Origin of the sequence: Amycolatopsis lurida (assembly GCF_900105055.1) — a bacterium.
GTDB lineage: Bacteria > Actinomycetota > Actinomycetes > Mycobacteriales > Pseudonocardiaceae > Amycolatopsis > Amycolatopsis lurida.
Genome location: NZ_FNTA01000004.1, coordinates 237,788 through 250,007, shown reverse-complemented (window position 1 = coordinate 250,007; position 12,220 = coordinate 237,788). Strand labels below are relative to the sequence as shown.

9 protein-coding genes are annotated in these 12,220 nt (G+C 69.8%); 2 read left to right on the top strand and 7 right to left on the bottom strand.

The annotated features are described in order from the left end of the window. Positions 1 to 170: 170 nt before the first annotated feature. Together BLW75_RS06470 and BLW75_RS06465 are read right to left on the bottom strand one after the other, a co-directional pair. The gene (locus BLW75_RS06470; RefSeq protein ID WP_034316472.1) at positions 171 to 1,748 is read right to left on the bottom strand and encodes a tannase/feruloyl esterase family alpha/beta hydrolase; all 1,578 of its coding nucleotides are present in this window, start codon (positions 1,746 to 1,748) and stop codon (positions 171 to 173) included. A 17-nt stretch (positions 1,749 to 1,765) separates the two neighbouring features. Then, complete coding sequence (locus BLW75_RS06465; RefSeq protein WP_034316471.1) at positions 1,766 to 2,200, bottom strand: cupin domain-containing protein; 435 nt, start codon at positions 2,198 to 2,200, stop codon at positions 1,766 to 1,768. Between the two features lie 131 nt (positions 2,201 to 2,331). Here BLW75_RS06465 and BLW75_RS06460 point away from each other — a divergent pair, with 131 nt between their 5' ends. Next, positions 2,332 to 5,043 (top strand): helix-turn-helix transcriptional regulator, encoded by a 2,712-nt coding sequence (locus BLW75_RS06460; protein WP_034316470.1) that lies wholly within the window; start codon positions 2,332 to 2,334, stop codon positions 5,041 to 5,043. 31 nt (positions 5,044 to 5,074) lie between these two features. On the opposite strand, the gene BLW75_RS06455 is transcribed toward BLW75_RS06460, so the two are convergent. Then, a complete protein-coding gene (locus BLW75_RS06455; protein ID WP_034316469.1) occupies positions 5,075 to 5,506 on the bottom strand; it encodes an organic hydroperoxide resistance protein in 432 nt (143 codons plus the stop codon). A gap of 139 nt (positions 5,507 to 5,645) precedes the next feature. Between BLW75_RS06455 and BLW75_RS06450 the strand changes: the two genes are divergently transcribed. Continuing rightward, positions 5,646 to 7,211 (top strand): BTAD domain-containing putative transcriptional regulator, encoded by a 1,566-nt coding sequence (locus BLW75_RS06450; protein ID WP_034316468.1) that lies wholly within the window; start codon positions 5,646 to 5,648, stop codon positions 7,209 to 7,211. Here the strand turns inward: BLW75_RS06450 and BLW75_RS06445 are convergent, their stop codons facing one another. Genes BLW75_RS06445 through BLW75_RS06430 form a run of 4 tightly spaced genes read right to left on the bottom strand, consistent with a single transcriptional unit; the run spans position 7,212 to position 12,052 of the window. Beyond that, positions 7,212 to 8,810: a glycoside hydrolase family 13 protein gene (locus BLW75_RS06445; RefSeq protein WP_198935783.1), complete on the bottom strand. Its 1,599-nt coding sequence runs from the start codon at positions 8,808 to 8,810 to the stop codon at positions 7,212 to 7,214. It abuts the gene before it with no gap. Between the two features lie 50 nt (positions 8,811 to 8,860). Then, positions 8,861 to 9,730, bottom strand: coding sequence for a carbohydrate ABC transporter permease (locus tag BLW75_RS06440; protein ID WP_034316466.1), 870 nt, complete (start codon positions 9,728 to 9,730; stop codon positions 8,861 to 8,863). Then, a complete protein-coding gene (locus tag BLW75_RS06435; protein WP_034316465.1) occupies positions 9,727 to 10,701 on the bottom strand; it encodes a carbohydrate ABC transporter permease in 975 nt (324 codons plus the stop codon). The genes BLW75_RS06440 and BLW75_RS06435 overlap by 4 nt, the downstream gene beginning before the upstream one ends. Beyond that, the gene (locus tag BLW75_RS06430; protein ID WP_034316578.1) at positions 10,679 to 12,052 is read right to left on the bottom strand and encodes an ABC transporter substrate-binding protein; all 1,374 of its coding nucleotides are present in this window, start codon (positions 12,050 to 12,052) and stop codon (positions 10,679 to 10,681) included. The genes BLW75_RS06435 and BLW75_RS06430 overlap by 23 nt, the downstream gene beginning before the upstream one ends. Positions 12,053 to 12,220: the final 168 nt, after the last annotated feature.

The window sequence follows — 12,220 nt, the reverse complement described above, 5'->3', positions numbered from 1 at the left end:
AGTCGCTGCCGGGAGAGAGGTGGCACCGGCTCGCGATCCGGTGTCCATTGTCGTCAATACCGTACTTTTGAGGGGTATGGCAAAGGGAACGCCGGAACTTCTCACAGTGTGGGGAAGTGCCCGTCGTGCCGGAGGGGGCGACGGCACGACGGGCACTGGTGTGGGTGGCCTCAGTGGCCGGTGCAGCGGTAGCTGGTGGCCACCGCGGGATCACCGTGGCCGCGGTAGCGCGAGACCTGCGGATACGGGCAGAGATCGCGGGTGAGGGTCTTGTCGCCGTTCGCCGCGGACAGGGTCGACGGCGCCTTGCCGCGTTCGACCCAGTCGACGAGCGCGCCCAGCGCGTTCGTCGGTGCGGCGCCCGCGCCGCCGGAGCAGTGCGCGACACCCGGCGCGAGGAACAGCCGGTAGAAGTCGTTGACCCGCTTCGGGCCGCCCATCTCGCGCTCGACCTCGCGGCGGTACTGCAGCGTGCCGCCCGGTGGGATCAGCTGGTCGTCGGAGCCGACGAAGGTGATCAGCTTGCCGCCTGCCCGGCGGAACGCCGACAGATCGGCGTCCGAGGTCCCGATGACGTCGTCGTACTCCCGCACCGACTGGCGGAACAGGTCGGCGAACTGGCGATAGGTGATCTTCTCGGTGTCGAATCCGGGCTGCTTCTTCAGGAACGTCCGAACCCACCCCACGGCCACCGGGAAACCGGGAGCGTTCGTCACCGGGCCGAAGTCCGCGCCCTTGGGGAGACCCGCCCAGAGCCGTCGCCCGTGCTCGTCGGTCGGTCCGGCCCAGATCTTGCGGACGACTTCGGCGTCCGCCGCGGTGACGATGACCTCCCTGTCGCCGCAGAGCACCTTCGTGCCGATGAGCGATCGAGGGTCGTAACCGCATTCGTCGGGCCGGTCCACGATGCCGTTGGTGACCCCGTCCCGGCCGTCACAGGCCTTGATCGCCGCCTGCTGGAAAGCGGTGAAGACGCAGGCCGCCGGGAAGGTCTTCTCCTGGTTCATCACGACGCGCGGCCAGAGGGTCGCGACCGCGAACTCCGCCCAGTGCACGGCGGGAGCGTTCGCCAGGACGCCGTCGAAGTCTCCCGGGTACCGCTGCGCTTCCGAGTAGCCCTGACGGCCACCGGTCGAGCAGCCGTTCCAGTACGAGTAGGCGACTTCGCGCTGGTAGAACTTCTGTGTCACGTCCTTGCCGACGAGAGCGGCTTCGTGCACGGAACGGGTGGCGAAGTTCGTCACCAGGGTCTTGTCGATCTCGCCTTGGGGCGTGAGTGCCCACGAGGTGTCGAGGAAGGTCAACGGGACACCGGCGTCGGTCGTCACGCCGCTGTAGCCGTCCTTGACGGCCTGGACCAGTGGGGCACCGAAGTCACCGGCGGTGTAGGCGCTGCCGCCGACCGCCTGGAGCCTGCCGGTCCACCCGGTCCGGGGCAGCGCGACGGCGACCTTGACGTGGTCGCCCGCCTTGCCGTGGGTCAGCGTGACGGTGATTTCGCAGTACGCGGGCACGTCCGTGATCGCGGCGGGGGCCGAGAACGGGGTGGGCGGGAACGTGACCGTCCCGCCGGGCTTCGGCTCGGCCCGGACGGACTCGATTCGCGCGCCGTCGGGCGCCGAAACCGGGACCGCCGCGCACGACGTCGCCGCCGCTTCGGCGGGCGCCGTCTGGGTGACCGAGGTCAGCACCAGCGGCAGCAGGGCGGCCAGCGGTGCCGCCGCCAGGAACAACTTCTTGCGTCTCATCACTTTCCTTCGGGGATTCAGTCGAACGAACAGCCGGGGTCGGGCACGTCGACGGCCAGGGCCTGGCCCACGGGCACCCGGTAGAGCACCTCGAGCACGACCGGTCCGGTGCCCAGGTTCCGTCCGATGTGGACGTAGCCGGGGCCGCTCTCCTCGGTGATCGCCTGCCCGGCGCGATAGACGCCGTCGCTCGCGCAGGTCGCGTCGTGGTGGCTCAGGACGCCGCGTTCGACCACGCCGGACACCGGACCGGGGTGAAAATGCCAGCCCGTGCTGCCGCCGGGCGCCAGGGTGATCTCCTTCAGCACGTACTGGGTGTCGCCGACCACGTGGTCGAAGAGCGTCACCGCGCTGACGCCGCGGCCAGGGGTGGCGTTCGCGGTCGCGGGGACGAGCCCCACGGAGAGACCGGTGAGCGCCAGGGCAAGGGCGAACCGGGAAGCCTTGTGCATGCGACCGACGCTAGGCGGATCGTGTCGACACGCCGTCTACATCCTGTGGACGGCGCCGGGAGTCCTAACCGGACCGTTTGGGTATCGTCGGACGGGCGGCCGCCCACGGCCGACGGGAGGAATGCCGCACCATGCCGCTTTTCGGACGGGAAGCCGAACTGAAGGATCTGTCCGAGCTCGTCGACGGGCCCGCCGCGGGCTGCGGCGGTGTTCTCGTCCAGGGCGAACCGGGCGTCGGCAAGTCCGCCCTCGTGGCGGAGGCGGTGGCCGCCGCGGCCCTCGGTGGCCTGCGGGTGTTGCGCGCGACCGGCGCCGAGGCCGAACGGAACTTCGCGTACGCCGCGCTGCACCAGCTGCTCCGTCCGGTGCGGGCCGGTGCCGACACTCTGCCCGCGCCGCAGCGTTCCGCGCTCTGGGCGGCGCTGGGGCTCGCCGAAGCGGGCGAGCCCAACGCGTATCTGGTCGGGCTCGCCGCGTTGACGCTGCTTTCGGACGAAGCGGCGGCCAAGCCGTTGCTGATCGTCGCCGAGGACGTCCACTGGATGGACCGTGAGAGCGCCGACGCGCTCGCGTTCGTCGCCAGGCGGATCGAGACGGAGCCGATCGTGCTGATCGCGACCGTCCGGGACGGGGAGCCGTCGCCGCTGCGAGACGCGGGACTGTCCTCAATGGACCTGGGACGCCTTCCCGGCGACGTGTCGGCCGAGTTGGTCGACTCCGTCGCCCCGGGTCTTTCTTCGACGGCCCGGTCCCGGGTGCTCGCCGAGGCCGCCGGGAATCCGCTGGCCCTGACCGAGCTGCCGTCGGCCGTGACCGAGGCGCCCGAACCCGTGCTGCCGCTGACCGAACGGCTCGAGCGAACGTTCGGGGCCCGGTTCGCCGGGCTGCCGGAACCGGCTCGGACGACTTCGCTGGTCGCCGCCCTCAACGAGGCAGGCTCGCTCGCCGAGACCCTCGCGGCGGCAGGCTCGCTCGTTGGCGAGGTCCTCGAACCGTCGGTGTTGGCACCCGCCGTCGAAACCCGGTTGATCGACCTCGAAGCCCGCGTCGTCACTTTCCGGCATCCGCTGATGCGGTCGGCCATCCCCGCCTCGGTGTCCGCCGAGGAACGGCGCCGCGCGCACCTGAGCCTCGCCGAGGTCTTCCGTGGGCAGCCGGATCGCAGCGCCTGGCATCGGGCGGCCGCCGCGACCGGTGCCGACGAGGAGGTGGCCCGCGAACTGGAACACGCCGCCGATCGCGCCCGGCATCGCGGCGGAGCGACGGCCGCCGTCGCCGCGCTGGAGCAAGCGGCGCTGGTGAGCGCCGATCCGGAACGACGGGCGGACCGGTTGCTGCGCGCGGCCGAGCTGGCCGTCGAATCCGGTGGCCGCGAGACGGCGGAACGACTCGTCCGGGACGCCCGCGCGGGAGAGCTGACGCCACGGCAACGAGCGACGGCGAGCTGGTTGCTCAGCGGGTTCGAGGACGGTGTCCGCGAGGACCTGTCGCGGATCGCGGAACTGGCACGGCTGGCCGAGTCGGTCGCGGAGGACGGTCAGCCGGATCCGGCGATGCGGATCCTGTGGGGTGCCGCCATGCGCTGTTTCTGGGCCGAGCCCGGCGAGGACACGCGGCGAACGCTGCTGGGCGTCGCGGACCGGCTCCCGGTCGAGGACTCGGATCCGCGCCTGGTCGCCGTCGCCGCCTACGTGGCGCCGTTCGACCGGGCCGGGTCGGTCCTCCGCGAGCTGCGCGAACTCGCCGCCGCCACCGGTGCCGACCCCGAGGTCGACCGGTTTCTCGGCAGCGCGTCGCTCCAGATCGGTGCGGTCGATCTGGCGGCCCGGTTCTCGGCGGCCGCGGCGCCGGGGCTGCGGGCACAAGGCAGGCTCGGTCTGTTGCCACGAGCGCTGGCGGTGCTGGCGTGGAGCCGGGTCCGGCTCGGCGACCTCGCCGCGGCCGTGCCGGTCGCGGCGGAAGCCGCCCAATTCGCCAAGGAGACCGGGCAGCCGTTCATGTACGGCCTCGCCACCGCGGTCCAGGCCGAGATCGCCGCACTGCGTGGTGACCACAAACAGGCCAAGGCGCTGGCCGTCGAGGCCGAACGGACCGCGCTCGCCGCCGGTGCCCGACCGGTGCTGGCGACCGTGCAACTCGCCAAGGGGATCGCCGCGTCGAGCGAGGGCCGCTTCGACGACGCGTTCGCCGACCTGCGGCGCCTGTTCGACCCCGCCGATCCCGCCTGCCAGCCGGCGCTGCGCGTCTACTTCATCGCGGAACTCGCCGAGGTGGCGGTCCGGGCCGGTCAGGTCGACGCGTTGCGCGAGATCGTCGCGGAGATGGAACAGCTTGCGCTGAAGACGCCGGCGCCCGCGCTGCACATCGGCTTGCGCTTCGCCCGCGCCGTCCTGGAACCGGGTGACGAGCTGTTCGAGACCGCGCTGGGGGCGGAGCTGGACGGCTGGCCCGCCGAACGCGGGCGGCTGCACCTGGCTTACGGCGAATGGCTGCGGCGGCAGCGGCGCGCCGTGGACTCGCGGGCGCATCTGCGCACCGCGCGGGAGACGTTCGACGCGCTCGGCATGACCGCATGGGCCGAACGCGCGCGCCGTGAACTGCGGAGCGCGGGGGAGTCGAGCCCCCACCGCGGCCCCGACGCGCGGGAGAAGCTGACCCCGCACGAGCTGAGCATCGTGCAGCTGGCCGCGGAGGGCCTGACGAACCGGGAGATCGGGCAGCGGCTCTACCTGTCGCACCGGACGGTCGGCACGCATCTGCACCGGATCTTCCCCAAGCTCGGGGTGAGTTCGCGGGCGGAACTCAAGAAAGCCTTGGGCCTCGTGAGTGGTAAGGACGGTTAGAACCGTCTTTACCACTCACGAGAGCGATGGGTCAGGCGACCGTCGCGTCGAGGGTGACCTCCACGTTCCCCCGCGTCGCCTTGGAGTACGGGCATACCTGGTGCGCGCCCTGGACCAGCTCGTCGGCGGTGGCCTGATCGATGCCGGTGGCCTCCAGGTGCAGTGCGGCGCTCAGGTGGAATTCGCCCGCTTCGGTGTCGTGATGCAGCGTCACCTCGGCGACGACGGCGAGGTCCTCCAGCTTCACCTTCTTGACGCCCGCGACGCGGCGGACGGCGCCGACGAAGCACGACGCCCAGCCCGCGGCGAACAGCTGCTCGGGGTTCGTGCCGTCGCCGGAGCCGCCGAAGGCCTTGGGGACGGCGAGGCCGACGTCGAGCACTCCGTCGTCGGAGGTCGCCCGGCCGCCGTTGCGGCCTTCCGCGGTCGAAGTGGCGACGGCGGTGTACGTGGTTTCAGACATGCCGCAACCGTAGGAATCCCGCCCCGACGGCGGCGACCGTCGGATGACGTCACCCCTGTACGTCATGGGTGGACGACGTACGCCGATGGCGTCGTCCGACGCTCGCGGCCGTCGCGCGGGCTCGCCTACCTTTCCGCTCATGTCCAGCCTTCCGCAGGAAGCCCGGTACCGCTTCACCGTGCTCGGCCCGCCCGGTTTCACCAGCGGCGGTACCCGCCTCGACCTCGGCTCGCCGCAGCAGCAGGCGGTCTTGATGCTGTTGCTGGCCAACGCGGGCAGCTTCGTCCGCACCGGTGAGCTGATCGACGGGCTCTGGGGCGAGCGGGCGCCGGCCACCGGCGAGGCGGTCATCCGCACCTACATCTCCCGCCTCCGGCGGCTGCTCTCCTTGCAGGGTCTTGGCTCGGCGATCGTTTCGCGGTCCGGCGGCTACCGGCTGGACCCCGATCGTTTCGAGGTGGACGCCGTCGAATTCGCCGGGCTGATCGAGAGTGCTCGGCAGGCGCACAACGTGGACACGGCGGCGAAGCTGCTGGAACGCGCGCTCGGCCTCTGGACCGGAACGGCGCTGGCCGGCGTCCCCGGCGAAGCGGCCGAACAGGAGCGCTCGCGCCTGGAGCGACTGAAACTGACCGCGACCCAGGAGTTGCTCCGGCTGCGCCTCGAACTCGGGGAACACGACGAGGTGATGGCCGAAGTACCCGTGCTGATCGAGCGGAACCGGCTCGAGGAGCCGCTGTACGAGATCTATCTTCTCGCCCTTCATCGCGGCGGGCGCCGGGCCGAGGCGCTCGAACTCTACCGCTCGATCCACGAACTGTTCGACGAAGAACTCGGAGTCCGGCCGGGGCCGAAACTGCGGGCGCTGCACGAGAAGGTGCTACGCGCCGAGGACGATCCGGCGCCCAGGCTCCGCGACCCGGCGCCGCTGTTCGTCGGCCGCGAGCGCGAACGCGCGGAATTCCGGCGGCTGCTCACGAGAGATCCGGCCAACGGTGCCGAGGTCCTCTTCCTCACCGGACCGCCCGGCATCGGGAAGTCGACCTTGCTGCGGAAGTTCGCCGGCGACGCGGCGGCCATGGGCAAACCCGTGCGGCTGTTCGACGGGCTCGACGACCCGGCGGGTGTCCTGCGCCGCCTGCCCGAAGACGCCACGGTCGTGATCGCCTGCCGGACGGGGCCGGACGCCAAGCTGCTGGTCGATCCGGTGTGGTCCGGGAGGATCCGGATCCGGAAGCTCGAAGCCTTGAGCGAGAACGAGTCCTTGGCGCTGCTCGAAGCACGGGGTGTCGGCGCGGTCCTGCGGAAGTCCATTGTGGACTTCGCGGCGGGCAACCCGTTCGCGCTCTCGTTGGCCGCCGAGGTGAGCAGGTCACCGCGGTCCGACGCGGAGCGCTACGTGGTGGACACCGTTTACGCGCATCTGGCCGGTGATCCGCCGACGGAGGCACACCGGTGGGCGTTGTACGTGTGCGCGCAAGCGGAGCACACCACCGAAGACCTCCTCCGGTCGGTGCTGCCGGGAGGACGATCGTCGGAGCTGTTCGACTGGCTCCGCGACCACCCCTGCGTCGAGACCGCCACCCACGGCCTCGTCCTCGGCGGTGTGCTCCGCGAGGTGCTCGACAGGCACCTCCGGTGGCGTGACCCGGCGGGCCGCGCACGGATGCGCGGCCGGATCGGCCGGGTCACGGCCCGTCGGTGATCAGGTGCGCAGCCACACCGCCGTGTCCGTCGGGAGTTCACCCTCGACGGGACCGCTGGCCATGAGCACTTCGCGGTGCGGCGGCAACGCCACCGGCTTGTCCGAGAAGTTCAGCACGAAGGTGAAACCCGGCTCCCGGGTGAACGCCAGCACGCCGTCGCCCAGTGCCAGCCATTCCAGCTCGCCGGGGCCGAGCGCGGGAAGTTCGGTCCGCAGGCGCAGACCGGAGCGGTAGAGCCGGAGCATCGACGCCGGTTCGGCCGCCTGCACCTCCACCGTGCTGGAGCGCCATTCCGCAGGCTGGGGCAGCCACGTCCCGCCGGTGCCGAAACCGAACGGCGGCGCGTCACCGGACCAGGGGAGCGGGACGCGGCAGCCGTCACGGCCGGGATCGGCGCCGTTCGTGCGGGCCCACACCGGATCCTGGCGCAGCCCGTCCGGGATGTCCTCGATCTCCCACAGGCCGAGCTCCTCCCCCTGATAGACGTACAGACCACCGGGCAGTGCCATGGTCAGCAACGCCGCCGCCCGCGCCCGCCGGGTCCCGAGTTCGCGGTCCACCGGGGTTCCGTGCAGCCGGTCGGCGAACGCGAAGCCGGTGTCGCCTTCGCGGCCGTACCGGGTCACATGCCGGGTGACGTCGTGGTTCGAGAGCACCCAGGCCGCGGGCGCGCCGACCTCCTCGTGCGCCGCCAGCGTCCGCTCGATCACGCCCCGGAAGCGGGTGGAATCCCACGGGCACACCAGGAAATCGAAGTTGAACGCCGCATGCAGTTCGTCGCGGCGCAGGTACCGCGCGGCCCGCGACATGGCCGGCAGCCACATCTCGCCGACCATCACCCGGTCGCCCGGGTAGCTGTCGGCGATCTTGCGCCACGACCGGTAGATCTCGTGCAGCCCCTCCTGATCGGAGAACGGCGTCTCGTCGCCGGGATCGACGTCGGGCAGGCGCGGGTCCTTCACCAGCCCGTCGGCGACGTCGATGCGGAAGCCGTCGACCCCGCGGTCGAACCAGAACCGCAGCACGTCCTCGAAATCGGCCCGGATGTCCTGGTTGTCCCAGTTGAAGTCCGGCTGGCGCGAGCTGTAGAGATGCAGGTACCACTCGCCGTCCGGAACCCGGGTCCACGCGGAGCCGCCGAAGCGCGACTGCCAGTTGTTCGGCGGCTCGGAGCCGTCCGGTCCGCGACCCGGCCGGAACCAGAACCGTTGCCGTTCCGGTGATCCCGGCTCCGCCGCGAGTGCGTCGGCGAACCAGCGGTGCTCGTCGGAGCAGTGGTTCGGCACGATGTCGATGATCACGCGGATCCCTTTGGCGTGGGCCGCGGCGATCAGGTCCTCCGCTTCGGCGAGGGTGCCGAAGAGCGGGTCGATGTCCCGGAAGTCGGCGACGTCGTAGCCGCCGTCGTCCATCGGCGACGGATACCACGGGGTGAACCAGATCGCGTCGATCCCCAGCTCGGCAAGATAGTCCAGCCGCGCGCGGACCCCGGCGAGATCGCCGACGCCGTCGCCGTTCCCATCGGCGAAACTGCGGATGTAGACCTGGTAGATCGCCGCGCTCCGCCACCATCCGGCGGACTGCCCCAATGCGGTCACGGAAGTGCCCTCCTCAGTCGTTCGTGGATACCCCGAATGCGGCGAAGAATTCAGCCTTTGACGCTGCCGGCCGTGAGCCCGGCGAGAATGTGCCGCTGGAAGGCCAGGAACAGCGCCACCATCGGCAGACTGGCCAGCACCATGCCCGCGACGAGCACGTTCAGCGGCATGTCGATGGCCACCCGCTGCAGCATCACCGACAGCGTCTGCTTCTCGGTGTCCGGGAACACCAGCAGCGGCCAGATGAAGTCCTTCCACGCGGCCACCACCGCGAGGATCGAGACCACGGCGAGGATCGGCCGGGAGATCGGCAGGATGATGCGCCACAGCGTGCGCACCGGTCCCGCGCCGTCGAGCCGCGCGGCCTCGATCAGCTCGTCCGGGATCTGGTCGAAGAACCGTTTCAGCAGGTAGATGTTGAACGCGTTCGCCGCGGCGGGCAGCCAGACCGCCGTCGGCGAGTTGATCAGATTGACGTTCAGCAGCGGCAGGTCGGTGATCGTCACGTAGGTGGGCACCAGCAGCGCCGCCGCCGGGAGCATCAACGTCACGAGCATCAGCCCGAGCACGACGTTGCCGAACTTCGGCCTCAGCTTCGACAACGCGAACGCCGCGGGGACGTCGATGGCCAGCTGGGCCAGCCAGGCGCCGCCCGCCACGACGACGGTGTTGAGGAAGTACTTGCCGAGACTCAGCTGGTCCCACGCGTCGGCGAAGGTCCCCGGATGCCATTCGTCCGGGATGAACGTCGCCGGGGTCTGCGCCAGTTCCTGCGGTGACTTCATCGCGCCGGTCACCGCCCAGTACAGCGGGAACAGGAACGCGATGACGAACAGGAGCAGGGTGCAGCCGAAGATCACGGCATACCCGATCTTGCCGCCGGGACTGCGGAGCGTGCTGGGGGAGACGAGCGTCCTCATGACTGATCCGCCTTCCGGGTCAGGCGCACGTACAACGCGGAGAACACCCCGAGCGCGGCGAACAGCAGCAGGCTCAACGCGCTGGCCGAGCCGAAGTCGTTGTAGACGAAGGCGTAGCGGTACAGCAGCAGGAGCACGGTGACGGTCGAGTCGTCCGGGCCGCCGCCGGTCATCACGTACGGCTCGGTGAACACCTGCATGGTCGCGACGACCTGCAGCAACAGCAGCACCAGCAACACGAACCGGGTCTGCGGCAGCGTGACGTGGATCAGGCGTTTCCACAGTCCGGCGCCGTCCAGTTCCGCCGCCTCGTAGAGCTCACCGGGGATGGTGCCGAGCGCGGCGAGGTAGATCAGCGTGGTGCTGCCCATGTTCGCCCACGTCGACACGAACACCAGCGACAGCATCGACGTGTCGCTCGAATCGAGCCATGGGCCGCCGGGCAGGCCCACGGCGCCGAGCGCGGAGTTGAACAGACCGGCGCCCGGGTCGTAGAACCATTTCCACATCAGTGCGGTGACCACCGGCGGCAGCATCACCGGCAGGTAGACCGCGAGCCGGAAGAACGCCTTGGCGTGGCGTAGCTCGTTGAGCAGCACCGCGGTCGCGAACGGCACCACGAACCCGAAGACCAGGGCGAGCACGGTGAACAACAGCGTGTTACGCCAGGCGACGCCGAACAGCGGGTCTTCGAACAGGCGGCTGAAGTTGTCGAAACCGACCCACGTCGGCGGGTTGACGAAGTCGACCTGCTGAAAGCTCAGCAGTACCCCGCGCACGATCGGATACCAGGAGAACAGCGCGAACACCACGAGCGCGGCGCACAACAGGCCGTACGCGGTGAGATTCTCCTTGAGCTTGCGGCGCAACCGGGTCCGGCGGCGTCCGGCGGCCGAAGCGACCGGGCGACGGGCCCGCGACGACGTCGTCGCGGGCCAGTCGAGGACGCTACTTGACCTGGGCGAGGACACTGTTGACCTTCGACACGGCCGACGACAGCTGCTGATCGATATCCGCGTTCCGATCGGTGAGCACCGCCTGCATCACACTGTCGAGAATGGCGTAGACCTGCTGCGCGTTCGGCGGTTCGATACTGCCCTTGATCCGCGAGCTTGAGTCCACATAGGACTGGTAGTTCTCGGCGGGAACGTTGGCGTGCTTGGCCTTGATCGCGAGCTGCTGGTCACGGATCGCGCCCTGCCAGACGTCCGGGGTCGGCTCGGCGGGAAGCCCCACCGGCTGTTTGCCGTCGACGTACTGCTGGACGTGCTTCTCGAAGCGCTCCGGGTTGAGGTACTTCCAGCGGACCCATTCCAGGCCGGCCTTGATCTTCTCCGGCGAGGCCTTGGGGTTGATCATGTAGCCCTCGCCGCCGAGCAGCGTGCCCTGCCCGCCCGGCATCCCGGCGACGCCGTAGTCCTCGTACTTGCCGTTGAACTGCTTGACCAGCACCGGGACGTTGTCCGGGGCCGCCATGTACATGCCGAGCTGGCCGGCGCCCATCATGCGTTGGACGTCCTGTGCTTCAAGGAGTTGCTTGCTGCCCATGGTGTCGTCTTCCCACCGCATGGCGCGCAGCTGGTTCAGGGCGGCCTTGGCCTTGTCGTTGTCGAACGCGGCGACCCAGTTGTCGCCGTCCTTGCGGGCGACCTCACTGCCCATCGAGTAGAGCCAGGCGGTCAGGTGCCAGCCGCCCTGGTTGTTCTTGCTGTAGTCGGCGTACCCGACCGTGCCGTTGCCCAGCGCGGCGATCTTCTTCGCGGCTTCGCGGACCTGGTCCCAGGTCTGCGGCGGCTTGTTCGGGTCCAGCCCGGCCTTCTGGAACAGCGGGCGGCTGTAGACCAGGCCCATGCTGTAGTTCATCGTCGGCAGGCCGTAGAGCTTGCCGTCGGCATCCCGGAAGTTGTCCAGTAATTCCGGTTTGATGTCGCCGAAGTTCTTCAGGCCCTTGGCCGCTTCGGTGATGTCGGCGGCCTGGCGGCGCGCGATGATCTGCGCAGGGTCGGTGAAGTAGACGTAGTAGACGTCTTCGAGCTGGCCGCCGGCGAGCTTGGCGGAGAACGTCTTCGGATCCATGAACCCTTCGTGGGGCTCGATGTCGATGTCCGGGTGGGACTCCTCGAACTCCTTGACGTCTGCGTCGAACACGCCGCGCTCGAACGGCTGACTCGTCGGGGGCTGGCCGGTCACGGTGATCTTGACCTTGCCTCCCGCGCCTTCACCGGAACCGGAACCGCAGGCGGCCACCCCCAGGGTGAGTCCACCCGCGAGGAGCAGGCAGAACATCCGGCGGCGCACGGTGGGGGACCAAGTGCTGCTCATCTTCAAGCCTCATCTCGGGATCGCGACGGCTGTCACGTGATTGCGGTCACTCTAAAGTGAAGCCCCGGATCAACGCAATAACTGGATGAGAACTTGCAACTTTGCGACAGGTCGTGCCGTCAAGTTCCCCGAGTACGTGAAGGCCCCCTTCATTGCGTCTAGCGCAAT

Coding starts and splice junctions, on each gene's coding strand:
- BLW75_RS06470 (WP_034316472.1), bottom strand. CDS start 1,748: ATGAGACGCAAGAAGTTGTTCCTGGCGGCGGCACCGCTGGCCGCCCTG.
- BLW75_RS06465 (WP_034316471.1), bottom strand. CDS start 2,200: ATGCACAAGGCTTCCCGGTTCGCCCTTGCCCTGGCGCTCACCGGTCTC.
- BLW75_RS06460 (WP_034316470.1), top strand. CDS start 2,332: ATGCCGCTTTTCGGACGGGAAGCCGAACTGAAGGATCTGTCCGAGCTC.
- BLW75_RS06455 (WP_034316469.1), bottom strand. CDS start 5,506: ATGTCTGAAACCACGTACACCGCCGTCGCCACTTCGACCGCGGAAGGC.
- BLW75_RS06450 (WP_034316468.1), top strand. CDS start 5,646: ATGTCCAGCCTTCCGCAGGAAGCCCGGTACCGCTTCACCGTGCTCGGC.
- BLW75_RS06440 (WP_034316466.1), bottom strand. CDS start 9,730: ATGAGGACGCTCGTCTCCCCCAGCACGCTCCGCAGTCCCGGCGGCAAG.
- BLW75_RS06430 (WP_034316578.1), bottom strand. CDS start 12,052: ATGAGCAGCACTTGGTCCCCCACCGTGCGCCGCCGGATGTTCTGCCTG.